Raw genomic sequence first — 26,517 nt, 5'->3', positions numbered from 1 at the left:
ATACTAAGAGAGCATGTCGTTAGGCTAATTTCGAAGAAGCGGCCGCGTCCGCTTCGGCAGGACTTCTTCGTGCCCGAAGGGTACGAGCCGCCAAGCCCGACATTCGACAACGACCTGCGAAAACGCGTTGCAAATCCTGCCACTCCGCTGACGGTTTTGTGGGGCACGCCGGGCCGCGGAAAAAGCACGTACCTGAGCTACCTCTCGCAGGAATTGCACACGGCCGGCGAAGCGGTCATTCGGCACCATTATTTCTTATCGGCAGAGGACTCGAGTGCAAACCGTACCTCGTACACCGATATAGCGATGTCGCTCTACGAGCAGCTTCTCAGCAGGTATCCGGAATTTACTGCTGGCGTGACGGAGGATCCGGACAATCTAAGGCAAGGTCTTGCGGTCGCTGCCGATAACCTGGCTAGCGAAGGTAAGCGTCTTTATCTTATCGTGGACGGTCTCGATCACGTTTATCGCGACACGCACCGCACCGATCAACTTAATCATCTTTTCAACGCCTTATTTCCGCTGCCCGACAATCTTGCGTTGATCGTCGGAACGCAGCGGGTTGCGGACGACCAGCTTCCTTCGAAGCTTTTGCTCAACGCTACGCCTCCCGACTGGATCGATATCCCCAGGATGGACGAAGTTGCAGTCCGGCGTTGGCTCGAGACGCAAGATGGATCTCGACCGATCGCCGTTCGTTGGAGCGACCGCCGCGCGGAAGAGATCGACAAGATCGGCGCGGCACTTTTCAAAATCAGCCAGGGTCACCCTCTTCATCTAATATATGCTTTCGAAGGACTCGTTCGGTTCGGAGAACCGTTGGACGAAGACATCGTCTTGGCGCTACCCCCTTGTCCAGACGGAGATATCCGCACCTATTACAAGAGTTTGTGGATCCGGATCGGTGAACGATCGCGCGCCGTTTTGCATGCGCTGGCAGGATCCGACTTTCTCTGGCCGAGCGTGGGCATCCGTCAGTGCATAGGCGAATTCGGCGAGATCGCCTTTCTGCTGGAGCCGCACAACTCGGGAATGATGCCCTTCCATGGGAGTATCTTTGCCTGGGTTCGAGAGCGCGATGATCACAAAGAAAACTACGAAGTCCTTTTGCCGAAAATCGTCGCGTGGCTCGAGAAGGACGCCCCCGAGTACTGGAGATGGGGATGGCTTTGGCTCACACAGGCTCGGGCCGGAAACACAACCCCTCTTCTGACGGGCACCACTAGAGCTTGGGCAGTAAACTCGCTCGCTAACGGCTGGCCCGAAACGCAGATTCAAAACATTCTGGCCGCGGCAGAAGCGGTGACCTTTGCAGCCTTCGATCTTGCGGCAACCGTTCGCCTGCGCTCGATAAAAACGCGCGTGAGCAACGTCCGCGAATACCAGGCTTGGGACTTCGGGGCTTTTAGAGGGGCCGCTTTGTCGATTGCGGACAACCGGCAACAGGCGCTCAACTTTTTGGACAACTTGGAGGAGCTAACCAACGACGAATTGGCAGCGCTCGCTCGTCACGGTCCCGAAGCTCTGCGCAATGAGCTTGTCGAAGGCTGTTTTACGGAGCTGATCCGGCGAATAAACACGTGGATCGTGCTTCGTCATCGTCCCTTCGACGACTTCGAAAAGCTCACAAGGGCATTTCTCGAAGTCGCTGCGCTCGACGGCGCAGAACGCGTGCCGCGGGTGATGAAGTTCCTTCGCGGGTATAAAAAGCCCGAACCCTACGTCGCTCGATACGTAGAACTGTTGGCGCGAGTGCATAGCGTGGACGCTCTGAGCGATGTCGGAGACTCCTTGAAGGGCGCTAAGTGGGCAGAGCTCAGACGAAAAATCCAAGAGCACATTCTTCGTTCCGCATTGTTCGTCGGCGCCGATCCCCTGCAAATGATAAAGAAGGGCCGCTTTAAGCAATCTCCCTTGGTCGCGGGAGTGCTTTCCTACAAGGCTCCGACACAAAAGTGCGAAGTCGAGATCCCGCCCCCTCCGGCTGACCCGCTTCGCGAGCGTTCGACACCCGCTGACAACGTCGATCTACAAAGGCTCTACATTGACTTTTTCTGGAGCGAGCTTCGCGCCGAGATTGCCTCGCCGGGAGGACCGTTCGTTTACCCTGGTCTCACACGCGGAGGCTTAGGGTTCATAGATACGGCGCTGGACTGCCTCGAGGATTGCGCCAAAACTCTCGTCTCCGGCGCGATGCCATGGACCTTTTCGACGCCATTCTTAATGGCTGCGGACGTTCCGAAGATACCGTTCGCGGGTCGAACTGAGTCGGTCCAGGCTCAATATCTGGGGTTCCGGAATGCTCTCAATATGATCGCCTTGGATGTGCATCTTGCGGGTCTACCCGATAAGAACCTCCCCGGCATACCTCCGTACGAACTCGCCGCTGCGCGCGGCTCGGTGCACTGGATCGACGAAGTCTGGATCGATGCGAATGCAGAAGATCGCATCCGCTATCTAAGCGCGGAAGCGGCTGACGACCTTCTAGAAGAGTTGACTCAAAATCTCTCGGAAATGTTGTCCGAGTTCAATGAGAGGGCGGATCGGTGGACCAAGTACGCCTCACTATCGCATCTCTACGGGGTGGGCGATCCGGGATCGCTCATGCAACGAGCGTCGTCCTGCTTGCTTGGATATGGGTACCGTAAGGATATTTTTGCCTTCGAAGTCCTGCATAGCGTTCGAGATATGCACGCACACGATCCGAGCGAAACCGAACGCTGGATTGGGACGCTCGCCCCGATTGTCGATGCCATAGTCGACTTTACGGACGGCGATGAAACAAGGCATGCGCGCAGCGAGATCATCGGCGTCGTCGCGAAAACGCAGCCCCATTTGCTGCCGAAATTCTATGTGCATCACCTCGATGCCGACGAATGGTATTTGGCCGACAAGAGCCTCGAGAGCTTCATTGAGATTGCCGACCTGGAAGGTCCTGAGGCGGCTGCGCTGGCAGGAACGTTGCTCGATCGTGGAACGCTCGACGAACTTAGCAAGCGCGCACACACGTCCGCCACGGCGCAAGCGCTTCTGGAGCGGCAAACGGCGTTTCTGGGCGGTTTACACACCCCCCGGAAGCGGAGCTATTCGACACCTGACAGAGAGCTGACACCTGAAGAGAAAAAAGCGACGGAGCAGGATCCTACCGCATTCGCTTCGAACGATTTCGCAGGGATAGCCAAGGCCGTCGGCGAGCTGCATTTTCACTATTCGAAGAATAAGGATTTTCTTTCCCGCTGGCTTCGCCACTGGCATGCCAAGGGTAAGTCTCGAGACGCCCTTGCGTCGATTAAGGCATATTTCGGCGCGGGGAAACGGACGTACGGCGTCGATGAATTGCTCGACGTTGCCTTCGAGGTGAGCTTAGAGGTCGAAGGCAAGGATGCCGCCTACCCCTGGCTGGTCCAAGCTCATATACGCCGTCGTGGATGGTCGAGCTACTACACTTCTGATGAGGAGGTCGCGGCCCGTCTCAAGACAGCCGCGCGCGTTTATCCGGACCGCTGGAAGGACTTCATTCGCGACACATCGGCGTCGGAGGATTATTTCGCCAGGCGTGGCGCCAGTTTCTCGATAGGTTTTCACCATCTAGTCCGTTATCTGCTTGTCGCCGGGCAAATAGCCGAGGCGATGAAAGTCACGGCTGCGTTCGTTTCGACTCTCGAAGACGAGACCGAAGACCAGCCTATCCCGGAGGCAACATGGCTTCGGTAACGGCACGCCACACTATGGCTATCCTCATGCAGCGGCTAAAATGGCCGGTGCCGATGGTGCGATGGCGAGCGGCCCGCGAGATTAGAGGATTGCTCCAGTCGGACAAGACGCGTGTCGACATGACGGCGGAGCTCTTAGACTTCCTGGAATTTTGCACGACGGAATCGGAGGTGTGCTCGGTATTATGCCTGCTTTTCCTAACCGAGAGTAAAGCCCGTCCAAGCCGACACGACGTCGCTGCGAGGATAAAATGCCCGTCGATCCTCGCTGACGTACTCTTAGAGAAAACGTTCGGATTCGGCGCCGCGCTCGGCGGCTGGGAGGTAGCGCACTCGGGCGAAGCGCCCATTTTCTTTCGGCCAGACGAATATTTTCTCAATCACAAAGGGGCGCACATCCCGCCCACATTTTACAACGAGCTTCGGAAAATCGAGCGCTCGACCGGCCTACCTTTCAGACAACAATGGGCATGGGAGTGGCACAATCTACGCGAAAAACTTGGAGCCAGTCTTACCTCGTATGCGCATTATTTCGACGAATATGGCGATACCCGGTCCGGTGTGAAGGGACAGTATCTGCAGCGGCAAACGGAAGTCTTTCGCTCCGCGCACATTCGCGCCTTCGCGTTCGCAGTTTCCGAGTGGGGCATGCCGCTAAAGCTGGCAGGCAATTATCTGGTCGAGCATATTCCAGCGATCGGCGGGATTTTTGATCTCGATTTGAGCCCGAAGCCCGAATCTCTAGGCGATTTGCCCACGAAGGCTTTTGCAGAGGGAAGCGATCTAGAGGGCGTATTGGCCGAGTGGGTTGAGGCTAACCGAAACGCGGAGATGCCTGCTGTGTCTTTCGGCAGTCCGTTTCCTCTGGATTTGGCACGGTACGGCGATCTGAGAGTGGGCGCCTATTTCGTTTCGTCCGACTTCGAGATGAGGAACGATCACGGACCGTTCGAACCTATGGACTTCACTCTCGCTACGGAATCGCTTTCGATCGAAGGTGCTATTCGGGATGTAGACATCAAGCATATGAAACGCGACGGGAAGGCCGGCTGGTGCGCGCCGGTATGCACGTCATTATTTCCGATTCCGTACGGGTTCTGGAGTTCAGACTATTTTGCGCTCGGCCTTCGTTTCCTAGCACCGTATTGTCTTCCTAAGGAATCCGCCACCCGAGTGAGGGCTGGAGCCCTAGAGTTGGTCTCAGGTGAGGCGGTGGTTTCGAGGACGCGCATCTGGAACGACGTATGGACTCCTGCATACATCCCTGAAGGACATACGCGTTGCGGAGCGATTGCGGAGATAGAGAAGGGTGTGTTCGAAGCCCTTCCAACCCGTGCACCCAAGGGATCGAAGCTCGCCTGGTACATCGAGACAAGTATCTGGACGCGGGAAACCGACTACGGAGATTACGCCATGAAGAAGCGACGCGCGCTGATTTTGGATGACGCTGTCTAGCGGTCGCCGATTCTCAGGGCCGACACAGCCAAGCTCTCCAACCAAGATTTCGGTTCCAGGTGTGTTGTTGGCACAAAAAATCATCGTCGGGTTACGCCACCGAACCGAAGACGCCGCATGTGCGCAGTCAGATTACGGCCGACCAAGCCTAGAAGCTTGGTGAAGTTCAAGGTTGCTTTCAAGAGCTAGAGTCTTTCACGTTTTGACGGAAGCGTATCCGGCGTTTTCGAAGTAGTTCTTGCATTCGGCTGCCTCGATGGTTTCGACGAGGTGGCCGATGTGGCGCCAGGTTTCCTCGACGGTGCGTTTCTGCGCCTGGCGCATCCAGTGCTTGATCTTGGCGAAGGCCTGTTCGATCGGATTGAGGTCCGGTGGGTAGGGCGGCAGGTACCAGAGCCTGGCGCCAGCGGCCTTGATCATCTGCCTGATGGCCGCGGACTTATGGCTTCCCAGGTTGTCCATGACGACGATATCGCCGGGCTTCAGCACGGTGATGAGCTGCTGTTCGACATAAGCGCGGAAGCATTGGCCGTTGATCGGTCCGTCGAAGACGCAAGGTGCCGCGAGCCGATCGCAGCGCAGCGCGCCGAGGAAAGTCAGCGTGCGCCAGTGGCCGTACGGAGCCAGGCCGCGCAGCCGCTTGCCCTTCGGTCCCCAGCCGCGCAGCGGAGCCATGTTGGTTTTGATCCAGGTCTCGTCGATGAAGACCAGGCATTGGGGATCGAGGCCGGCCTGCCAGGATCGCCATCGCTGGCGCCTGCGGGCAATATCGGCGCGTGCCTGCTCAAGGGCGAACAGCGTTTTTTTTGAAGCTCAGGCCCTCGCGGCGCAGGAATTGCCACACTGCGTTGTGCGAGACCTTGACCCCGCGAGCGGCCAACTCATCCTTCAGGCCATGCAGCGTCAGATGCGGCGTCTCACGTATACGTGCCTCGATGAAAGCACGGTGCGGCTCCAGTACCCTCTTGCGATGTCCGCCCATCTTGCCGGGCGCAACCGAGCCGGTCGCCCGATGACGCTGCAACAACTTCACCGCCGCCGAAACCGAAATGCCGAACCGCTTGGCGGCCGACCGGCGGCTCTCACCACTCAAAACCGCCGCCACAACCCGTTCGCGAAGATCGTCCGAAAGAGGTCGCGTCATCAGATGCTGGCCTCCATTCCAGCCAGCATCTTGAATCACAAATCCGACAAATCGGGAATCCCTCCGATTCCGTCAAATCTTGAACCGCTCTAGAGCTCAAATTACAAACGACCGGCATGGGCTGACAGTCGCACGATATCTCGTCGCAAATTGAAGCCAAATCGGATTCCGGTATCCGCCCGATGCGGCCACCCGGAACATGGCTCCCGACGGCCACCGTTATTCGGCAAGGCGGCATGGCTTTGTCGAAAGAAAGTAGGCCGAAGCGTTGGCGGGCGAATACGAGACGGTACGGGAAGGCGACTGATTTTGGCCCACGAAAAACTTAATAAAATCAATGCTGTCCCTACGCCCTCCGGGCCCACCATTATCTTTATTTATCAATGGCTTATAGGGTGGTTCGCCATGTGGTTCGCCAAGGGTTGGCTAACCATCCCGTAAGCTATTGATTTTCCTTAGAAGCCTCGCGCCCTCTGCGACTAACATAATCGTTATTTGCCAATGGGTTACGAAGCACTGCGCCAAGTTGATTCAAGTAGCTGATCTTGCCGCTGAGCATCGCATCTGGAACGGCAGCTTTGCGCCTCTTATCAGACGTAGAGATCGGCTTCGCCACCGCCCGGAAGCGGTCATTTCCAGCGACGAGACTGGGAGTTCGCGCTGATGTCTGCCTTGGGAGTTCAGCCACGACGATTCCTGCACAGACATCGCCGTGGCTGCGAGCGTGCCGCAGCCGGGCCTGCCGGTCATAACTGGGCGACCCTGGCGATGTCAGCCTTGGTGACGCGCCTCTTTCGTGAAGTACGCCCCCTCTTATTCACCAGCGGATAACCCATGATGCACGACATCGGCACCTAACGCTCCATCTCTTCAAGAGCCAATTGGGCGAGCTGCGCGGGCCCGCAGTCCTGGTCGGCGCTGGCCGTTGCAATGTCCCGCCGCGCCTCAGCCTACAGGTCAACATCAGTCCTTCAGTGTCTCAGCCGCGACGGGAATGCGGTAACTATGTGAACCTTTGGGGGCTAGCCGCCGAGAGGAGGCGGAAGATCGGGCGGCAGCAGGCGCACGACCGGATCGCGCGCCAGCCTTGATGCATGTTCCTTCTTCGCTTCGGCCAGCAGGTCGGAGCTGCTCAACAGGTCCGCTGCCGTCGCTGCCATGACCTTGGACACATGGACCATGCCCTTGTGCGCATACGAGGACTTGCCTTGGGTCGTCACCTGCCACGTGTGAAGCGGTGTGCCGATAGCATGGGCCGCGCCATAGGCCTGCACGGTGGGAATGGCCCAGCTCACATCGCCGACGTCCGTGGAGCCGAGCATCTGCTTTCCGCCCAAACCTGGATGAACGATGCGGTCGCAAAGCGCCGTGTTACCCGGTTCGAGCCCGAACATCGCATAGGCAGACAGGACATGTTCCTTCGTCAGCGTCTGCTGTATCTGCCGAGCGAAGGCTTCGTCCTCCTCATCGAATACGGGCGGACCGAGTATTTCGAAGTTCCGCGCCATCGCCTCCTCGAGCGCATGGTTGCCGAGTAGGCTGTTCATGGCGCAGACGAGGCGAGGCTCCACCTGCGTTTCGCTCATCAGCGCCGCGCCGTCGGCGACGCGCTTGACGCGCTCAATGAGCATCAGCACTTCGGCCGCACGCGGCGAACGCACGATGTAGCGCACCACGGCCGCGGCCTGCACGATGTTCGGCGCCGGCCCGCCCGCATTGAGGTAGGCGTAGTGGATCCTGCAATCGGTCGGAATGTGTTCGCGCAGATAGTTGACACCAACGCTCATTAATTCCACGGCATCGAGCGCGCTGCGCCCAAGGTGTGGTGAACCGGCCGCATGGGCGGATCGCCCGGCGAAGGAGAAGTCGAGTATGGCATAGGCGAGCGCAGCAGGCTGCATCACTCCTGCGAAGGCGAATGGATGCCATGAGATTGCCGCGTCGACATCCGCGAAAACGCCGTCGCGCACCATGAACGCCTTGCCCGCACCGCCTTCCTCGGCGGGGCAGCCATAGTAGCGTACGCGCCCCGGCAGATTGTTTGCTGCCAGCCAGTCCTTGACCGCCGTTGCGGCAAGCATTGCGCCGGCGCCGAGCAGGTTGTGGCCGCAGCCATGCCCCGGTCCATTTCCGGCAAGGGGCCGATGTTCGGTCGCGCCAGCCTCCTGGCTCAATTCCGGCAGGGCATCGAACTCACCGAGAAAGGCAATCACCGGGTTCCCGGTCCCGGCTTCGCCCATGATAGCCGTCGGCATTCCGGCAAGGCCGGTTTCGACTCGGAATCCCTGCTCGCGCAGCATGCGAAGATGCTCGTCCGAGGAGCGGTATTCCTGATAGTTCAGTTCAGGGGTTTCCCAGACCTTGTCGCTGAGTTCGACAAAGCGCTCGGCCAGGCCATCGACATGCTCCCATATCCGGGGACCGTTGCTCATGGAACTCTCCAACTCAGACGGCAACGGTCTTGTGCTCGATATAGTGATTGATGGCTTCCGGACCGAACTCCCGTCCGATGCCGCTTTGCTTGAAGCCGCCGAAGGGCGACAGCAGGTCGGGGGCCGTATTGTTGATCGTCAGCCCGCCAGTGCGGATGCGGCGAGAGATCGCCAGGCCCTTGTCGGAATCATTGGTCCAGACCGAACCTGACAGGCCATAGGCCGACTCGTTGGCGAGGCGCACGGCATCGTCGATGCCGTCATAGGGAATGACGCAGACGACCGGCCCGAAGATCTCTTCCTGGGCAATGCTCGACTTGTTGTCCACATTCGCAAAGACGGTCGGCTTGACGAATGCGCCGTGATTGATGCCTTCAGGCAGTCCTAGACCGCCGGCGGCCAGGTGGGCGCCGCTTTCCAGCCCGGAGCTGATGTAATCGCTGATGCGCTGCCGCTGGCGCTCCGCAACGACCGGGCCGAGGAACGTGCCCGGGTCGGCGGGATCACCGATGGTCATGCGTTGGACGTTGTCCACCAGCGCATCGACAAAGGCATCGTGGCGCTGGCGCGACACGAGGATTCGCGTCTGCGCGACACACACCTGCCCGTTGTTCGGAAACGACCTGTAACGCAGGGCCTCGACCGTCTGGCCGATGTCCGCGTCGTCAAGCACGATTGCGGCTGACTTGCCGCCCAGCTCCAGGCTCACGCGTTTCAATTGCTGTCCGGCGAGGCTGGCGATCCTGCGCCCGGCCACGGTCGACCCGGTAAAGCCGATCTTGTCTACGCCCGGATGCGTGGCCAGATGTTCGCTCACGTCTCGGTGCGCGACCAGAATGCTCAGCACGCCTTCGGGAAGCCCGGCCTCGCTGAAAAGCTCACCGAGGTACTGGCCGTCTATGGCCGTTTCCGGCGCAAGCTTCAAGATCACCGTGCAGCCTGCAAGCAGCGCGGGGAAGAGCTTCGCCAGCGCGACCTGGTGCGGCGCATTCCACGGAATGATGGCGGCAACCACGCCAACCGCTTCGCGTATCCAGACCGACGCGCCCTGGGGATAGCCTTCTCGCCTGACCTCCCACGGATATTGCTCGGCGGCGATGAGATAGGCCTCTCCTTGGTTGCGGATGAGGTCCTGAATTGCATCAGTGAACCAGGCGGGTGCACCCATTTCGGCGGTGACCAATCCGGCAAACTCCCTGGACCGCGCCTCGTAAAGTTCGGTGAACTTGCGGATAACCGCAATGCGGTCGGCGACCGGCATGCGCGGCCAAGGGCCTTCGTCGAACGCCTCGCGCGCAACGCCGACGGCAAGGTCGACATCGGCTTGCGCGGCAAGTGGGACCGTGCCGACAAGGCTTCCGTCATAGGGCGAGCGGACCTCGATGACCTCGGAGCCGAGTGGATCGACGCGCTTGCCTCCGACGAAGTTCTGCGTGAAATTCCTCGTCATGTGTCTGACTCCTTTACCGGGCATGCGTTCGATCAGGGATGAATGAGATCGGCCGCGCGCTCGCCGATCATGATGGCGGTCGCGTTGGTGTTTCCGGCGATGTGGCGCGGGAAGATCGAGGTGTCGGCAACCCACAGCCCTTCCGCGCCGCGCACGCGCAGATCCGGCGTGACCACTGCGCGGTCGTCGGCGCCCATGCGGCATGTGCCGACCGGATGCAGGAAGGGAACCGTGCCCTTTCGCACATATTCCTCGTCTGCCGTCCGGCCTGCCCCCTGCGGCGGAACGTCGATGAGTTCCTTCACATGGCTGCCGAATGGCGGCGTCGAGGCGAGGCGGCGTATCCAATCGAGCCCGCGCAGCACGCAGGCAAGATCATCGGGATGATCGAGCAGGCGCGGATAAATAGCGACCGGCGTGCGGGGATCGCGAGAGCGAAGCTCCAGATGGCCCGTGCTCTTGGGATAGTTCACATTAGCAAGGATGGTGACGAGATTGCGGGTCGGCACATGCAGTCGACCATTGTTGCTGAAATAGCCGAACGGGAAGAGATGGAACTGAAGGTCCGGCGCCTCCTGCTCCGGCGTCGATCTCAGGAAGGCGAGCACCTGCGCGGTCGGCACGCTCAGCACGCCGTTGCGCGACAGCGCCCATTCGGCGAATGCGCGAACCCGGCCCAGAGGCGTCGCGTAGGCATTGCCGGTTTTCGTGTCCATTTCCGCGCGGACGTAGAGGCCCGGATGCTCCATCAGGTTGCGGCCGACATCGGGGCTCGTAATGCGAACATCGATGCCATGGCGCGTCAGCCCTGCCGGATCGCCGATGCCCGACAGCATGAGGAGCTGGGGCGAGTTGATGGAACCGGCGGACAGCACCACACCTCGGCGTGCCTTGGCGCGGATCGACCGGCCACCGCGAATGATGTCAACACCAGTCGCCCGCTTGCCGTCCATGACAATGCGCTCGACCAGCGCGTCGTCCAGGAAGGTCAACCTGCTGTTCTTGAGAATGGGCAGCACGAAAGCATCGAACGCGGAATGGCGTACGCCACCGCGCGTGGAACCCTGGTTCCAGGCGACGCCCTCGTGCGAGCGTCCGTTGAGATCGGGGTTGAGCGGTACCCCGGCATTGACGAAGCTGTCGATGAACTTGGAGGATATGGGGTGCTTCCAGCGCAGCGCCGAGATACGCAGCGGACCCATTCCGCCGCGATAGGCATTGTCCTTGTCCTCGTCCGCCGTTTCCATCTTGCGGAAGTAGGGCAGCACCGAGCTCCATCCCCACCCCTTGTTTCCCATTTCCTCCCAGGCGTCGTAGTCGGCAGCGGCGCCGCGAATGAAGATCATTCCGTTGATTGCCGAGGAGCCGCCCGGCACGCGCCCGCGCGGCCATGACTCGGTCAGGCCGTTGCGGCTGGGATCCGGCTCGGTGACGTAGTTCCAGTCGTAGCGCTTATTGCCGATGGTGTGCATCAGCGCTGCCGGCACGCGCGTCAGGTGCAGCTTCTCTCGCTTCCCCGCTTCCAGAAGCAGCACGCTTGCACCCTTCTCGACGAGCCGCGCCGTGAGCGGTGAACCGGCACTGCCCGACCCGACGACAATATAGTCGAACTCCATCGTATCCCTGCCTCTTCGGAAGATTGCCTGGTGCCGCAGCCCGAGGGCTTTGGCCAAGCGGTCAGTAAATGCGTTTCTGTCACGGTCCCTTCAGGTGAACCTTCGGCATCGTCGTGGGAGCCGAAGGTCCCGCGGAGACGAGGTGGCATGCCGCAAAGTCCTCGCCGCTATGCTTCATCAGCATGGGATCGTCCGTGGCACAGCGATCGAAGGCGAAGGGACAGCGCGTCCGGAAGCTGCATCCCGGCGGGATGTCGATCGGATCCGGCGGTTCTCCCTCCAGAAGGTAGGTCGATGTTTCGTAGGGCTTGTGCTCGATCGCCGGCACGGCGCTCAGAAGCGCGCGGGTATACGGATGCGCGGGATCAAAGAAGGTCGCTTCGTTGCCGGCAAGCTCCGCTACACGCCCCAGATACATGACAGCCACGCGGTTGCACACGCGACGCACCATACTGAGGTCGTGCGAGATGTAGACGTAGGTCATGCCGTGGCGGTTCTGAAGGCGCTCGAACAACTCGAGCAGCTTGCTCTGCTCGACCTGATCCAGCGCTGACAAGGTCTCGTCGAGGATCAGCAGCTCCGGATCCAGCACCATCGCGCGGGCGATGTTGACGCGCTGGCGCTGGCCGGCGCTGAGACCGACCGGCAACTTGTCCGCCAGGTCCGCGCGCAGCCCCACCTCGCTCATCGTGGCGGCGACCTTCTCGCCAATCTCCTTGGAGCTCAGGCCGCCATGAATGCGAAGCGGCTCCGCAATGGTCCGACCGATGCTCAGGTGCGGGGGGATGGCGTTGTAGGGGTCCTGTAGCAGCAGCTGGAACCGGCGCCGCAGATCGAGCAGCTTCTTGCCGCCGAGATGCGCAATGTCATGGCCCTTGAAAAGGATCTGCCCGCGGTTCGGCGCTTCGAGACGGCTGAGAAGGCGCGACAGCGTAGACTTGCCGCAACCGGACTCGCCCACGATGCCGAGATTGTCGCCCTTGTAGACATCGAAGGACACGCCTCTGACGGCCTGCACCACCTTGTGCGCGAACAGCCTTTCCCGGTCCTTGGTTTCATAGGAACGGTAAACGTCGCGGACCGAGAGGATGATCTCGCGCGAGGCGTCCACGACCTCCGCGGGCGCCGTCGACGCCGGCTCGGCTTCCCATATGCGCGGGAGGCTCGCAATGAGGTTGCGCGTATAATTGTGCTCGGGCTTGTTGATCAGCATGCGGGTCTGCTGACGCTCGACCACGCGGCCATCGGCCAGCACGAGGATATTGTCCGCGATCTCGTTCAGCACGCCGAGCGCAGACGAAACGAAGATGATGGCTGTGTTGAAATCGCGCTGCAGGTCGCGAAGCAGGCGAAGGATCTGCGCCGCTACCGTCACGTCGAGCGGCTGCGTTATGTTGTCGGCGACCAGCAGGTCAGGGTTGGTCACGAGCGCGTCGACGATCAGCACGCGCTGCATCATGCCGCCGCTGAACTGGAACGGAAATTCATGGAAGCGTTGCGCCGGAGACGGTATGCGCACGGCGTCCAGCACGCGCAGCACGCGCGCCTTCGCTTCTGATGTCGAAATACCCGGTTCGACAGCGCGCAGCTTCTCGATGATCTGCTGGCCGATGGGAACAGTCGGATCGAGCGCGCTACCCGGATCGGAACCTATGTAGGCGATCCTGCGCCCGCGCAGCTTCTGCATCTCGTCGGGTGGAAGATCGAACAGATTGCGTCCTCGATAGGCGATCGTTCCGCCCGTCGGCACGAGCGGCGGGCTGATCCAGTTCACGAGAGCGCGCGAAAGCACGGTCTTGCCAGAGCCGCTCTCGCCGATAATGCCAAGCACTTCGTTCTGAGAGACCGACAGATCGACGTTGTGCAGGATCGGACGCCGCCCGCCACCAGGCGTGACGAGATCGATCGAAAGGCCCGAAACGTCGAGGATCTTACTGCCGCCCGCGCTCATGAAACCCCCTGGAGGATCTTGTTGCGGGAGCGTTCAAGCGCGCCGCCCATCAGGTTGATGCTGCACAGCGACACGGCCAGAAGCAGGCCGGGAATGGTGGTGATCCACCACGCGTTCAGCAGGTACTTGGTGCCGTCGGCGATGATCGTGCCGAAGGTCGGCGTGGGCGGCTGGATGCCGATGCCGATGAAGCCGAGAATGGCCTCGAAGATCATCATGCGCGCCACATCGAGCACGGCCACGAAGGCAATGGGCGGCAGGATGTTGGGGGCGATGTGCACCAGAAGCACCCTGAGGTCCGAGGCGCCCAGTATCTTGGCGGCCCGCACATATTCCTTGCGCCGCTCCGACATCGTGGCGCTGCGCGCAATGCGGGCGTAGCCCGGCCAACCCGCGAGAATGAAGACGAGTATGACCGTCAGCGGCGTTGGTCGCGTCACGCCGAGGATGGTGATGGCGAGGATGATGACGGGGATCGACATCTGTGCGTCGGTGACGCGCATCAGGATGAGGTTGGTCCAGCCGCCAACATATCCGGCCACCATCCCGATCGCCGAGCCGATCACGAACATGCCGATGACGCTCGCGATGCCGATCATCAGCGCATTGCGCAGGCCGATCAGGGAGCGCACGAGCAGGTCGCGTCCCAGCTGGTCGGTCCCAAAGAAATGCGGCCAGGCCCAGCCCTCAACCGGAAAGGGCGGCGTGAACTTCAGGCCGACATTGAACTTGGTGGCCGAGAGGCCGAGGAGCGTCGGCGCGATGACCGACAGCAGGATAACGCCGACGAAGATCGCCGCGCCGACCCTGAACTCTGCGGTCCTGGCCGCCTGAAGGAAGATGTTGGCGCCAAGGCTGCGGGACCTTGCCCGCTGTCCCCCAGCCGAATCGACGATGGCTTGCTCCGACATCAGTACTGAAGCCTTCTGTCGATCGTGGTCGAAGCGAAGTCGACCAGAATGTTCACGAGCACGAGCGCTGCGCAGGAGAAGATCGCGATCGCCTGGATGATCGGGAAGTCGCGCTGGAAGACGGCATTGATCATGAGCAGCCCGATGCCAGGATAGTTGAAGAGATATTCCACGACGAAAAGCGAGCCCAGGATCAGGCCGACAGCCTGAATGCCCAACAGGTTCAGAAGCGGAATTGAGGAATTCCGCAGAACGTGGGCGGCAATCATGCGTTTGCGGGTCAGGCCCCGGATCTGGCCCACGGACACGAAAGGCTCGAGCAGGTTCGCCGAGACCGAGACGGAAACCGAGCGCACAATGACCGGGATCAGCTCGACCGCCAGCACCATCGCTGGCAAGATCGCATAGGTCCAGTTCTGATAGCCGATCGCCGGCAGCCAGCCAGCTTTGGCCGATATAAGGAATATGAAGACCAGCCCAAGCCAGACGTTTGGCAGCGAAACGAGAATGGAACTCAGATAGAGCGCGAGACGGTCCGGCCACTTGCCGGCGTTCAATCCCGCCCAGATGCCGAGCGGTATGGCGATGACGAGCGACATCAGAAAGGCAAGCCCGGCAAGCAGCAGGCTGTAAGGCAAGGTCGTGGCGATGAGTTCGATGACAGGCGCCCGATTGCTCGCGTCGAATGTCGATTCACCGCGCGAGCCGCCCGTGCTGCCGCCCTGCGCGCTTCGCACGAAAGACCTGCCGAAATCGCCCTGAACGACCTGCCCCATGTAGCGGCCGAACTGCACGACGATGGGGTCGCGCAAACCGAGCGCCTTGGCAGTCTGCTCTGCCACCGACGGCGACACCATAGGCCCGAGCATGAGGCGCACCGGATCGCCCGGAACCACGCGCAGCAGCGTGAAGATCAGAAGGGCGATGGCCACAACGATAATCGCGCCTTGAGCAAGGCGGCGAATGAAAAAGTCGATTGCAAAAAGCATAAGGAGCGACTCGTGTTGGGCAGCGCCGCCCGGAGGGACGGCGCTGCTTCATCCGTGCGTCAGATTAGGTCTGCCTTAGACAGATCTATCGGGCCGTAAGGCAGATAGACGGCGCCTTCGAGGTTCTTTGCGGCACCGTGGAAGGTGAGCGCCGAAAACAGCGAGAAGCTCGGAACCTTCTTTGCCATCGTCGGAAAGGTTTCCTCGGTCAGGATCTTGAGCCGCTCGTCCGGGTTGGCCGCGTTGCGCTCCTTGTCGAGCACGGCGTCGATCTCGGGATCGTTGATGCCCGAAATGAGCGCGGCGCTGGAGTGCCAGTTGGGCCGCAGGACGAGGTCCGGTTCAGGCGATGGCGTCATCCAGCCGACGTCGCACATGTGGCCCTGGCCCTGGCCGTCGGCGCGACGGTAGATGGCGACCTCCCAGGCGGCCGGCTCAAGCACGGTCAGCTGAACGTTGAACCCCTGTTCCTGAAGCATGGCGGTGATCAGCTCGCCGTACTCCTTGGTCTTCGGGTAGAAGCCGATGGAGGTGATGTATTCGAGCTGCGGCAGGCCCTTGCCGTTCGGGAACCCGGCCTCGGCCAGCAGGCGCTGGGCCTCTTCCGGATTGTATTCAGGATAACCCGCAATGTTGTTGAAGCCGAACTTCATCGGCGAGATGTAGCAGCTCGATTCAAGCGCGGCTTCGCCCATCAATTCCAGAATCTGAGAGCGATCGATCGAATGGCAGGCCGCCAGGCGGATACGCGGATCGTCGAACGGCGGCTTGTTGCAGCGGAAATGGAGATATTTGTTCTCGGTCGTCAAGCCCTTGCGCGTGACGACGGCCGCATTGCCTTGGAGCGAGGCATACTGCTCCGGCTCAAGGCGCTCGGCGATGTGGTACTGGCCGTTCAGAAGCCCCAGAACGCGGGTATTGGCGTCCGGGACGTAGGCGTAGACCAGTTCGTCGATCTTTGGGCGTCCGCCAAAATAGTCGTCGTACGCATGCAGAACGTTCTTGTCGCCGTTCGTCTCGACATATTTGAATGCGTTGGTACCGTTCGGACGCTTTTGGAGAATCTTCGGATCAGCGACATCCTTCGCCGACAGTATCGGGATCACGCTCGAAATGAACCACCATGCCGATGCAGGATAGCCGTGCTTGTCGGTGCGCAGGCGAACAGTCAGGGGGTCGACGACCTCGACATCGACCTTGCCGGGACAGAATGAAGCGGCAGGACGCGCCGGATCGGAGGAATATTCATAGGTCGCCTTGACGTCCTCGGCGCTGAATTCCTTTCCGTCGTGAAACTTGACGCCGCTGCGCAGCTTGAACTCAAGCGTGTTTTTGTCGACAAGCGTCCAGGATTCGGCAAGCGCGGGCTCGAGCAGATCGGCCTCGCCGTCGCGCATTGGTGCGCGCGTCAGCGCGTTGAAGACGAACTTTTCGAAATTGCCCTGGCCGAGCGTTGTATGCGACGTCGGATCCCAGTTGCCGGTGACCGGCCCCATCGATGCGAGAACGACGGACTTCTTGCCCTGTGCCCCGGCGGGCAGGAGTACATCGCCGAAAGCGGCCGCGACCCCGAGCGCACCGGCGCCGGCGAGAATGTCTCTACGCGTAATCATCTTCCTTGTTCCCCTTCTAATTCCCGTCAGCGCCTCTTCGAGCGCGCGGTTGGCTTCGTATCGTCTAAGCTCTTGCAAGTCGGTCTACAGTGTTGCGATGCCTCATCGCGTCCGGGACGCGTCTTGTTGTCGTGCGTGCTTTGTCATGCCGGCGAACCTTCCGGTTTGCGAAATGGCGCCGACAGCAATCGGAACGAACCGCGTCCGCTGCAAAGCCGACTTTGTGCCGGCCCTCAACATCGATCAAACCGGTCAAAACGATCAGTACAGAACCATTCTCCCGACGTCAAGCCTGCACCCGATTGCCTGCGGAATTCGGCGCCTTATTCCAATTTCCATCGAGTAAATATGGAATATCTATCTGTTTTTACTGCATTATTTATGACGACGATCGATTGAATGGACCCGTGAGGAGAAAGAATGTTGGTTTCGACCGATATTTTTGGGTATGACCGATTTGACTGATGTTGTGTTGTCTTCTAGCATCCTGGATTACGGCGCTTGACATCGCCACCAGACTCATTAGCCGGTGTCCGATAGCCCAAGGGCACCCCACCAGCAGCGGGTATCCGGCACGATTGTCCTAACGACGGCAGGCGGAATGAACTCATGCGGTTCTCGGAGTTTCGACAGGAAAGGATTCTCGAGATACTCAAGGCGAATGAACGCGCGAGTGTGAATTCGCTCGCGGAGCGCCTTGAAATGAGCCCGGAATCTATCAGGCGCGATCTGCGCGTGCTCGAATTGAACGGGTTTGTACGACGTGTCTACGGTGGCGCGGTTCTGGCGCCGTCCGAAGGCGACAGGCCGTTCGCGGATCGCAGCCGTGTCAACGCCCCCGAAAAGAACCGGATCGCGGAAAAGGCCGCGGAGATCGTCCAGAGCGGGATGAAGATCTTCGTAAGTTCGGGCACGACGACGCTCGGTTGCGTGAAGCATTTTCACAAGCATCAGGATCTCACCATCTTCACCAACTCGATCGCCGTCGCTGCTCATTTCTTCTCGCACGGCTGGGGAACCAGCGTACGCGTGCTCGGCGGATCCATGGTGCCGGAATACCAGGCGACATTCGGCCACGCGACAATCACAGCCCTGAACGGGCATCGTTTCGACCTGGCCTTGATGGGAGCGAGTGCGGTCCATATCGACCACGGCTTCATGGGTTTCGGCGAGGACGAGGTTGCGCTCCACGACGCCGGACGACTCCAGGCCAACACGACTGTGATGGTGGCCGACGCCTCGAAGTTCGGACGTTTTGGTTCTGTGCGCGCCTTCGGCCTCGGCGATGCGCATCACGTCATCACGACGACCGACATTGGCGAGGAATTCGTCCAGCGGTTCAACGAACTAGGCGTCAACCTCCACCGGGTTTGACCACCTGCTCGCGCGGCCGGCAAGTCTGCGCTTTACACCAAGCCCCATAGCGATAGCATTGACCGTGCTAGGCTGGACGACCGGTCGCCACTCCGAAAAGGCGATTGGGGTGAGTCCGTGCTACATGAACTCTGCTGGCTCGAGGTACATGGCTGTATTGGAAAGGCGCCCGGCGCCCGGTGTTGGACCGATAGGCATCGATCGTTTCGCCGCGGCCGAGTTGGGATTGCGGGCAGTATTCCCCGAGGATCGCGGCCCCTTCCTGCCTGCCCTGTCCATTGCTCCGCTCGATCGACACGTCTCGCTGGGTCCGGGACGGACAGTGCGCATAACGGCGCAGGCCGCCGCGCCCGGTGTTCTCGTGCCGTCGCATCGCGGCGTGGATAGTTCGCGCCTCCTGCTGTCGCTTGCCGAACAGCGCCCGTCGCTGATCCTCAAGGTCGTTCAGCCCGACCAGCGCCGCTTCGTCGATCCAGAAGTCTCGTTCGACGCGCAGCGCAAGGCGGCTGCCCTTGGGTGTGCGCCAGACATTCTCGCCTTCGACGTACGACGGGCGGTCTCGGTCAGCGCATTTCTCGACGGTTGGGCGACGGCTAGGGTCAGCGACTTAAAGAAGCCCGAAGTTCTGCAATCGGTGATCGCGGCCAAGCGCAAGGTCCACGGCGGTCCGCGCTTCAAGTCAACGTGGTCCGTCTTCGACAGGATCAGGACCCTGCAGGCGGCATGCGGTTCATGCGCGATCGAGATGCCGCAAGATCTTCCTTTCCTACTGGATACCGTCTTCAGCATCGAGCGAATGATCGCCGCGGCCGGGGTTGACGAGGTGCCAGCACATGCTGACGGACTGGCCTCGAATGTCATGATCGGACCGAATGGCCATATCCAGCTCGTCGATTTCGACGAGGCCCGCAACGTCGATCCGTACTACGAACTGGCGATCCTCGCGAATGAGGTTTTCGAGGATGAGAAGGATCATTTTCTCGCCCTCGAAATGTTCGAGGGCAGACCAAGGCAGGCAAGCTTCCGCCGAATGCGCCTGTACGCGATCGTCGACGATCTCGCGTGGGCCCTCTGGGGCCTTTTCATGGACGCCGTGTCGCCGCGCAAGGACCTCGAGTTCTACCGCTACGCCTTCTGGCGTCTCATGCGTTGCCGTATCGCGCTGCAGGACGTCGAAATCGACCTGTATGCGGGATTCATCTGAAGCCGGACAATGCAACGCAGGATTGGAGAGGCCGATTCCCCCGCCGAGAGGCAACTGGAAAAGATGCTTTCCAGCGTGCCGGCCTGGCATGGACGGGAAATATACTACCGACCAATCTTTGGAGGGTTCAGCAACTCGAATTGGCACGTTAGGGTAGTCGGCGAGCAGAAAACCTTCTTCGTGAAGATACCCGGCCCGGGAACGGAGAAATTCATCGATCGCGTCGCATCGCTGGAAGCCAGCCGACGCGCCCATGCTCTTGGGATCGGCCCCCAACCCTACGACTACCTGCACGACCATGGCGTCGAGATCTACGACTTCATGGAAAACGCCCGATCGTGCACGAGACGGGATATTCATGTCCCTGAATTCAGAAATCGTACGATCGATCTCTATCGCGCGTTTAATGGTTCCGCGCCGCTCGGCCTTACCAAGACCGTCTTCGACATGATCGACGAACACATCGAGCAGTTGCGCGACCTCAACGGCGTCCTGTCACACGATTTTCCATCGCTTTACAAAGAGTACCAGGTCGCGCGTGCGGCGCTTGAAGCGTCCGGGCTGGACATCGTGCCTTGCTACAACGATCCGGCGTTGGCCAATTTCCTGATTTCGGATGACGGCAGGATCATGATCGTCGATTTCGAATATGCATCGAACAACGATCGCTGCTTCGACCTCGCGACCTGGTGCGTGGAAATGCTCCTGAGCGAAACACAGCAGAACGAGGCCATCGAGCGCTATTTTGGGTCCGTCGACCCGAAAACCCAGTCACGGATGTTCCTCTACCGCATGCTGGGTGACTTCAAGTGGTCGCTCTGGTCCATGATCCAGATGAGGATTTCGACGATCGACTTCGACTTCTACAAGTTTGGCAGTTGGAAGTTGATGCGGTTGCGCTCCACCATCGGCGACCCGCGCTGGAGGCAAGCCCTCGCGTCTATCTAGGTTAGATTTCAATTGCGCCACACCGCTACCTCGGATGGACATCAAATCGAACAGCGAATGATGCATCACTTGCAGATAGTCCGACGGGACGACGATCGTTTATGTTATTCGTATTTTCGTGGCGCGACCGTAACGTCATTAATGACTAGCCGGCGGCAATGGCAGCTTCAGCCAAATAACCTTCCGATAGCGGACGGTCCGCAGTCGGCCTCATTTCGGTCATTCACTGGGAGGAAGCTCCTGGCGACCCGCAGCCACTGCGTCGATATCTCGACGCTAGTAGTTAATCTCGGTCATCGTCATTAGGTTCGCCAGACCACATGAGAGAATACGAAGGAAACGGGTTGGCGAACCATCCGCTAAAATATTGATTTCCCAAAGAAAACGACGATCGTCAGCGACCAACATAACCGCTATCAATCAATAACTTACGAAGCGGTTCGCCGAATTCTATTCAAGAGGCCCAGCCAGTCGCTCGCCGATCGCATTTCTCTCTTGAACCCGATTGATCGCAATCAATGCCGGCTTGCGCCGGCCGTGCGATGATTGAATGGGATAGACAAGGAACTCATCCCGTGTCCGCTGAAGATATCTTGCTTTGGGGCGCCGTGCTCATCCTTGGGTTTATCGCCGGAGCCGCGATCTATTTCGAATCCGCGTCCTTCCGGAAGAGTGAACGCTTGTCGGCAAGCCGTGACTCCGGCCGTCGCTCCCCGGCCTCGTCAGCCGGAAACAAGACTGTAAAGCGAGGAGCGAAGGGAAAGACATCATGATCAGGAATCCGGAAGAGTTTCGTGCCCTCGAACTGCTGCCTTTCGCCCAGACCGGCCAAAAATTCTTGCGCGCTATGGCCGCGACGCAAGCGCACTCGATCCGCGCCCTGTTGCGCTACCAGATCGAAAGCGTGTCCTTCCTCAAACGGCGGTTCGAGGATGACCTCAAGCTTGTCGAGAAACTGACGAGCGGCGAGGAATTCGTCGATGCCTTCGACGTGTTCGTGAACTTCATCCAGAACGCCACGTCCGACTACGCGAATGAGGCCGGCAAATTCGCATCCATCGGTGCCAGACTTGCTTCGGATACAGCCGGCCAAGTCCGCAAGGAGGCGGCAACAACGATAGACGACATGGCCGCGGCAACGCTTGCGACCTGAAAATGTTGCGATCAAGAAAAACTGGGCGGAGACCAGCAGGAGAGAGCTCCTCCGTCCTCAGTCGTCAACACAAGGCGACGGGCCCGGGAGATCGGGGAAGACCCGGGCGCGGTTTGGCCGCGGCAAGCTCCCAATTGCCGCCGCTACCGGACGAAGAGGCCGGGGGTATCTATCGCGATGCCGACAGGCTCTCGCATGCTCTGCTGGCGGCCTTCACGGCAGGGATTTCCCCGATCAGCCTCTTGCAGGCCTGGCAGGATTGGCTGCTGCACCTATCGACATCACCGGGCAAGCAGGCGGAGGTTTCCGCCAAGGCTTTCGAGAAGCTTGCGAGGTTGAGCGATTTTCTGTTGCGCTGCGGGCTGGGGATGGGGTCCGCGACGCCGACGATCACGCCCTTGCCGCAAGACCGAAGGTTCCAGCACCAGGCGTGGCAGGTATTCCCCTTCAACGCCCTGCAGCAGGCCTTCCTGCTCTCCCAGCAATGGTGGCACAACGCGACCAGCGGGCTTCCGGGAGTGACGCGCAGGCACGAGCGTCTGGTCGAGTTCTACAGCCGGCAAATCCTGGATACCGTCTCGCCTTCGAACTTTCCGACGCTCAACCCGGAGGTTATCGACAAGACCTTCCGGAAAACTGGCGTCAATTTTGTCAGCGGCGCCAACAACCTCGTCGACGACCTTTTTCGCCTGATCGATGGCAGGCCACCGGCCGGCGCGGAAAACTTCAGGCCCGGCATCGAGGTTGCCGCCACTCCGGGCGAGGTGATCCTTCGAAATGAACTGATCGAGTTGATCCGTTATGCCCCAATGACGGAAACGGTGAAGCAGGAGCCGATCCTCATCGTTCCCGCCTGGATCATGAAATACTACATTCTCGATCTCTCGCCGCGGAATTCGCTGGTCCGTTACCTTGTTCAGAACGGCTACACGGTATTCTGCATTTCCTGGCGCAATCCGGGCGGCGATCAAGCTGACCTGTCGCTGGATGACTATCGCCGACTCGGTGTGCTGGCGGCCATGGATGCGGTCGAGAAGGCGATGGGGAGCGGGCGGATTCATGGGGTAGGCTACTGCCTTGGCGGGACGCTGCTGTCGATCGCCGCATCGGCCATGGCCCGTGACGGCGATCACCGCTTCGCCAGCCTGTCGCTTTTTGCAGCGCAGGTCGATTTCGAGGAGCCGGGCGAACTCGGCCTCTTCATCGACGAGAGCCAGATCACGCTGCTCGAGGACGTGATGTGGGCCGAAGGCACGCTCGATCAGCGCCGCATGGCTGGCGCCTTCCAGATGCTTCGCTCACAGGATCTGATCTGGTCACACATCGTGCACGAATATCTGCTCGGCGAGCGCGCGCCGATGACCGATCTCATGGCCTGGAATGCCGACTCAACCCGCATGCCGTACCGCATGCAGTCGCAATATCTGCGGCAGCTCTATCTGAACAACGATCTTGTCGAGGGACGCTTTTGCGTCGAGGGAAGGCCTGTTCATCTGGAGGACGTCCGAGCCCCGGTGTTTGCTGTCGGCACCGAGACCGATCATGTCGCGCCGTGGCGTTCGGTGTTCAAGCTGACATATCTCCTCGATACAGACATCGACTTCGTGCTGACGACGGGCGGACACAACGCGGGCATTGTTTCCGAACCCGGACATTCGGGCCGTTCCTATCGGCGGCTTAGTTGCCGCCACGCCGATATACGTCCGAGTGCGGATGAATGGGCGAAGACCGCGACCGTGACCTATGGCTCCTGGTGGCCGGCCTGGGTTGAATGGTTGGCATGCCATACCAGCCGTGAGGTTGCGGCCGACCGGTCCGGCGCCTCGGGCGGACTGAGGGCGATTTGCGCGGCCCCCGGCATGTATGTCATTGAGCGATAGATCGCTTACGGCAGTTCGAGCCAGATCAAGGCCCGGCGCCTGGCGATTCTGTGAAACGCTGAACCGCTCCAGGACCGAGCGGACGGGCTCCTAGAATGTTCATAGCCACTCCGCATCTTACGAGCGGCGGTCCCGAAAACGGTTCCAGGCATGCATGCGATTGGCGATTTGCACCGCGATCGGATGAAACGGAATCGGATTCATGCTGGTGACCGGCAGCGACATCTGCTCGTCGGTGCGGCGGCCTGCCGCCCAGCGGCCGATCTCCTGGCCGAGCGACATCGAAAGCGCCACGCCGCGGCCCGAATATACGCCGCCGAACACAAGGCCAGGAGCCAACCGGTAGAGACGAGGCCTGCGATCGGGCACCACCGCGAAGGTGCCGTGCCAGTATTCCACCATCTCGGGCTCGCCGCCGAAGGCCTGGAATGCCTTGCCGAGCATACGCGAGACTTTGGCGCAGCCGCGGTCGGCCTCATCCAACCAGAATGTATGCGTGCCGCCGCTGACCAGCCGGTTATCGCGGTCGTAATGGAAGTATCGGAGATCCTGGCGCATGTCGGACACAGCCGGGTTGCCGACAAGAATTCTGGCGCGCAATTCATCCGACAGCGGACCGGTCGCGGCCTGGAACACCTTGAAAGGCACCAGCGTCTTCTTCAGGCCCGGCCAGATGTCGCCGGTCAGCGCGTTGGTCGCGAGGATCACCTGCGGCGCGCTGACGCTGCCCGATCCGGTGAAGACGCGCCAGCCGCCTTGCAGGCGTTCCATCCTAGTCGCGCGGGAGTTCTCATGGATAGTCACGCCTTCCCGCTCCAGGGCGGCCGCGAGACCGATCGTCATGGCGAACGGATTGATGTGACCCGAATTGTTGACCATCCAACCGCCGAGATAGGGGCTGCCGATGCGAGCACTGACTTCTGCGCGGTCAAGCCAGGACACGTCTGCGCCGAAGGCTTTCCACTCGTCGTGGAACTGACGGGCGCGGGCAAGGGTAGCCTCGGTGTGGGCGGGCTGGATCCAGCCTTCCTGTACCTGATGGGCGTCGATGTTGAAGCGCTGCATCAGGCCGAAGGCGACGCCGGCGGCATCGGCCACCATGCGGTTGTAGCGCGTGCCGACGGCCTTGCCGTAGACGGCCTCGAATTCCGAGGGCGATGCCTTCGAGTGATGCGAGATGACGAGGCCGTTGTTGCGGCCGGAAGCAGCCGATCCGATCTCATTGCCTTCCAGCAGTATGACGTCGACGCCGCTGTCGCGCGCGCCGAGCGCCGCGGCCATGCCGGTGAAGCCGCCGCCGACGACCAGCACGTCTGTTTGCAGATCGCCTTGGAGCTCCGGCGCCGTCTCGCGCGACTTCGTGGTCTTGCGCCACAGATGCGGCGTCTTCCAGTCGACCTCAAACATGAAGGACAGTCTCGTTGACGCCGCCAAGGTAATGCTCGCTCAGCGCGGAGTGCTCGGCCATTTCCTGTGCCGGCCCGTGAAGCTTCACCTTGCCTGTGTTGAGAAGATAGGCGTAGTCGCCGCATTCCAGCGCGAGCTGGACGTTTTGCTCGACGAGCAGGATAGAGATGCCGTTGCGCGACAGGTCCAGGATGATGCGGAATATCTGATGGACGATCTTAGGCGCGAGGCCAAGGGACGGCTCGTCGAGCATCAGCAGCTTCGGTTCGGCCATCAGTGCGCGGCCGATTGCCAGCATCTGCTGCTGTCCGCCCGACATCCGGCTCGCCACGCTGTTGCGGCGCTCCTTCAGCACCGGGAAGAGATCGAACGCCTCGGCGCGCAGCGCCTCAAAGCTCCTGCCCGCTCGGCGGATGTGAGCGGCGACAAGGTTCTCCTCGACCGTCAGCCGCTGGAAGATCTGGCGGCCTTCCGGGCAATGGGTGATGCCGAGGCGCACGACCTGCTCCGGACGCATACCGGTGATGTCGCGCCCTTCGAAGGTAATCGAACCCGCGGTCGGTCGTGCGACGCCGGAGATGGAGTTGAGCAACGTCGTCTTGCCCGCGCCGTTCGGACCAAGCACGACAACGATCTCGTTTGGATCGACCTCGATATCGATGTTTTCAAGAACGCCGACGCGCCCGTATCCCGAGCTGAGCCCGGCGATCCTGAGCAGCGGCCCGGATGTCGTCGATGTCATTGGCGGTTCCCAGATAGGCGAGTTGGACGTCGGGGCTCGCCTGCACCTCGGCGGGCGTGCCCTGGAACAGAAGCTTGCCGTGATGCATGACGATGATGTTGTCGCAGAGCGACATGACCAGATCCATGTCGTGCTCGACGATAATGGTGATCCGGTCGGGCAGGCGCTGAGCCGCGAGCCTCGCGGTCAGCTCCGCCGTCTCGTGATGGTTGAGGCCGGCGGCCGGCTCGTCGAGCAGCAGCACACGTGGATCACACACCAGGGCGCGGGCGATTTCCAGCATGCGCTGGCGGCCGTAGGGAAGGCTTCCGGCTTCGGCCTGCGCGTAGCCCTGCAGATCGAAGAGGCGCAGGATCTCCATGCATTTCTCACGGCGTCTTTCGCGTCTCGCCGCGGCATAGGGCGGCCACATCACTTCCTTCAAGGTGCCGCCGACATCGGCCGGGTAGAAGCACACTTCGAGGTTTTCGAGCACCGTCATCTGGTCGAAAAGCCGGATGTTCTGGTAAGTGCGGGCCACGCCGGAATTGGCGAT

At 60.5% G+C, this 26,517-nt stretch carries 18 protein-coding genes; 7 read left to right on the top strand and 11 right to left on the bottom strand.

Going from position 1 to position 26,517, the window contains the following annotated elements; all coding sequences use genetic code 11:
• Nucleotides 1–69: 69 nt before the first annotated feature.
• Nucleotides 70–3,714, top strand: coding sequence for an ATP-binding protein (locus EOD07_RS01225; RefSeq protein WP_164772016.1), 3,645 nt, complete (start codon nucleotides 70–72; stop codon nucleotides 3,712–3,714).
• Nucleotides 3,702–5,168: a hypothetical protein gene (locus EOD07_RS01220; protein WP_127233613.1), complete on the top strand. Its 1,467-nt coding sequence runs from the start codon at nucleotides 3,702–3,704 to the stop codon at nucleotides 5,166–5,168. Before EOD07_RS01225 ends, EOD07_RS01220 begins: the two co-directional genes overlap by 13 nt.
• A 195-nt stretch (nucleotides 5,169–5,363) precedes the next feature.
• Here the strand turns inward: EOD07_RS01220 and EOD07_RS01215 are convergent.
• The 8 genes from EOD07_RS01215 to EOD07_RS01180 form a co-directional block, all read right to left on the bottom strand.
• Nucleotides 5,364–6,312, bottom strand: a protein-coding gene (locus EOD07_RS01215; protein ID WP_127233612.1) for an IS630 family transposase whose coding sequence is annotated in 2 segments (ribosomal slippage) — nucleotides 5,364–5,975 and nucleotides 5,977–6,312 — 948 coding nt in all. Because the reading frame shifts where the segments join, the coding sequence is not laid out codon by codon here.
• A 1,022-nt stretch (nucleotides 6,313–7,334) separates the two neighbouring features.
• Nucleotides 7,335–8,744, bottom strand: coding sequence for a M20 family metallopeptidase (locus EOD07_RS01210; protein WP_127233611.1), 1,410 nt, complete (start codon nucleotides 8,742–8,744; stop codon nucleotides 7,335–7,337).
• A 13-nt stretch (nucleotides 8,745–8,757) separates the two neighbouring features.
• On the bottom strand, nucleotides 8,758–10,194 hold the full coding sequence (locus EOD07_RS01205; protein ID WP_127233610.1) for an aldehyde dehydrogenase: 1,437 nt from the start codon (nucleotides 10,192–10,194) through the stop codon (nucleotides 8,758–8,760).
• 32 nt (nucleotides 10,195–10,226) lie between these two features.
• The gene (locus EOD07_RS01200; protein ID WP_127233609.1) at nucleotides 10,227–11,810 is read right to left on the bottom strand and encodes a GMC family oxidoreductase N-terminal domain-containing protein; all 1,584 of its coding nucleotides are present in this window, start codon (nucleotides 11,808–11,810) and stop codon (nucleotides 10,227–10,229) included.
• 79 nt (nucleotides 11,811–11,889) lie between these two features.
• Entirely contained in the window at nucleotides 11,890–13,761 is a 1,872-nt protein-coding gene (locus EOD07_RS01195; protein WP_127233608.1) for an ABC transporter ATP-binding protein, read from the bottom strand.
• Nucleotides 13,758–14,672: an ABC transporter permease gene (locus EOD07_RS01190; RefSeq protein ID WP_127233607.1), complete on the bottom strand. Its 915-nt coding sequence runs from the start codon at nucleotides 14,670–14,672 to the stop codon at nucleotides 13,758–13,760. Before EOD07_RS01190 ends, EOD07_RS01195 begins: the two co-directional genes overlap by 4 nt.
• Nucleotides 14,672–15,661 carry an ABC transporter permease gene (locus EOD07_RS01185; protein WP_127233606.1) on the bottom strand — a complete coding sequence of 330 codons (990 nt, stop codon included), beginning with the start codon at nucleotides 15,659–15,661 and terminating at the stop codon, nucleotides 14,672–14,674. The genes EOD07_RS01190 and EOD07_RS01185 overlap by 1 nt, the downstream gene beginning before the upstream one ends.
• Before the next feature lie 59 nt (nucleotides 15,662–15,720).
• Nucleotides 15,721–17,274 (bottom strand): ABC transporter substrate-binding protein, encoded by a 1,554-nt coding sequence (locus EOD07_RS01180; protein WP_127233605.1) that lies wholly within the window; start codon nucleotides 17,272–17,274, stop codon nucleotides 15,721–15,723.
• A gap of 609 nt (nucleotides 17,275–17,883) precedes the next feature.
• Here EOD07_RS01180 and EOD07_RS01175 point away from each other — a divergent pair.
• The 5 genes from EOD07_RS01175 to EOD07_RS01155 all read left to right on the top strand — a co-directional run bounded on the left by EOD07_RS01175 (nucleotide 17,884) and on the right by EOD07_RS01155 (nucleotide 23,833).
• A complete protein-coding gene (locus tag EOD07_RS01175) occupies nucleotides 17,884–18,648 on the top strand; it encodes a DeoR/GlpR family DNA-binding transcription regulator (RefSeq protein WP_127233604.1) in 765 nt (254 codons plus the stop codon).
• Nucleotides 18,649–18,796: 148 nt separating this feature from the next.
• Nucleotides 18,797–19,852, top strand: coding sequence for a phosphotransferase (locus EOD07_RS01170; RefSeq protein WP_164772015.1), 1,056 nt, complete (start codon nucleotides 18,797–18,799; stop codon nucleotides 19,850–19,852).
• Between the two features lie 9 nt (nucleotides 19,853–19,861).
• A complete protein-coding gene (locus tag EOD07_RS01165) occupies nucleotides 19,862–20,800 on the top strand; it encodes a choline/ethanolamine kinase family protein (protein WP_127233602.1) in 939 nt (312 codons plus the stop codon).
• A gap of 769 nt (nucleotides 20,801–21,569) precedes the next feature.
• Nucleotides 21,570–21,953: a phasin family protein gene (locus EOD07_RS01160; protein WP_127233601.1), complete on the top strand. Its 384-nt coding sequence runs from the start codon at nucleotides 21,570–21,572 to the stop codon at nucleotides 21,951–21,953.
• Nucleotides 21,954–22,066: 113 nt separating this feature from the next.
• Complete coding sequence (locus EOD07_RS01155; RefSeq protein ID WP_245469742.1) at nucleotides 22,067–23,833, top strand: alpha/beta fold hydrolase; 1,767 nt, start codon at nucleotides 22,067–22,069, stop codon at nucleotides 23,831–23,833.
• Nucleotides 23,834–23,950: 117 nt separating this feature from the next.
• Here EOD07_RS01155 and EOD07_RS01150 read toward each other — a convergent pair whose 3' ends face one another.
• The 3 genes from EOD07_RS01150 to EOD07_RS01140 all read right to left on the bottom strand — a co-directional run.
• On the bottom strand, nucleotides 23,951–25,240 hold the full coding sequence (locus EOD07_RS01150) for an FAD-dependent oxidoreductase (RefSeq protein WP_127233599.1): 1,290 nt from the start codon (nucleotides 25,238–25,240) through the stop codon (nucleotides 23,951–23,953).
• Complete coding sequence (locus EOD07_RS01145) at nucleotides 25,233–25,982, bottom strand: ABC transporter ATP-binding protein (RefSeq protein ID WP_082037130.1); 750 nt, start codon at nucleotides 25,980–25,982, stop codon at nucleotides 25,233–25,235. Before EOD07_RS01145 ends, EOD07_RS01150 begins: the two co-directional genes overlap by 8 nt.
• Nucleotides 25,906–26,517: ATP-binding cassette domain-containing protein (locus EOD07_RS01140; protein ID WP_164772014.1), on the bottom strand; the 612-nt coding region annotated here is incomplete at its 5' end. The genes EOD07_RS01145 and EOD07_RS01140, both read right to left, overlap by 77 nt.

The organism is Mesorhizobium sp. M2C.T.Ca.TU.002.02.1.1, assembly GCF_003997225.1.
Note: the sequence above shows the minus strand (reverse complement) of the source record. Positions and strands in the feature narration are given on the sequence as shown.

Coding starts and splice junctions, on each gene's coding strand:
- EOD07_RS01220 (WP_127233613.1), top strand. CDS start 3,702: ATGGCTTCGGTAACGGCACGCCACACTATGGCTATCCTCATGCAGCGG.
- EOD07_RS01210 (WP_127233611.1), bottom strand. CDS start 8,744: ATGAGCAACGGTCCCCGGATATGGGAGCATGTCGATGGCCTGGCCGAG.
- EOD07_RS01205 (WP_127233610.1), bottom strand. CDS start 10,194: ATGACGAGGAATTTCACGCAGAACTTCGTCGGAGGCAAGCGCGTCGAT.
- EOD07_RS01200 (WP_127233609.1), bottom strand. CDS start 11,810: ATGGAGTTCGACTATATTGTCGTCGGGTCGGGCAGTGCCGGTTCACCG.
- EOD07_RS01195 (WP_127233608.1), bottom strand. CDS start 13,761: ATGAGCGCGGGCGGCAGTAAGATCCTCGACGTTTCGGGCCTTTCGATC.
- EOD07_RS01190 (WP_127233607.1), bottom strand. CDS start 14,672: ATGTCGGAGCAAGCCATCGTCGATTCGGCTGGGGGACAGCGGGCAAGG.
- EOD07_RS01185 (WP_127233606.1), bottom strand. CDS start 15,661: ATGCTTTTTGCAATCGACTTTTTCATTCGCCGCCTTGCTCAAGGCGCG.
- EOD07_RS01180 (WP_127233605.1), bottom strand. CDS start 17,274: ATGATTACGCGTAGAGACATTCTCGCCGGCGCCGGTGCGCTCGGGGTC.
- EOD07_RS01175 (WP_127233604.1), top strand. CDS start 17,884: ATGCGGTTCTCGGAGTTTCGACAGGAAAGGATTCTCGAGATACTCAAG.
- EOD07_RS01170 (WP_164772015.1), top strand. CDS start 18,797: ATGGCTGTATTGGAAAGGCGCCCGGCGCCCGGTGTTGGACCGATAGGC.
- EOD07_RS01165 (WP_127233602.1), top strand. CDS start 19,862: ATGCAACGCAGGATTGGAGAGGCCGATTCCCCCGCCGAGAGGCAACTG.
- EOD07_RS01160 (WP_127233601.1), top strand. CDS start 21,570: ATGATCAGGAATCCGGAAGAGTTTCGTGCCCTCGAACTGCTGCCTTTC.
- EOD07_RS01150 (WP_127233599.1), bottom strand. CDS start 25,240: ATGTTTGAGGTCGACTGGAAGACGCCGCATCTGTGGCGCAAGACCACG.
- EOD07_RS01145 (WP_082037130.1), bottom strand. CDS start 25,982: ATGACATCGACGACATCCGGGCCGCTGCTCAGGATCGCCGGGCTCAGC.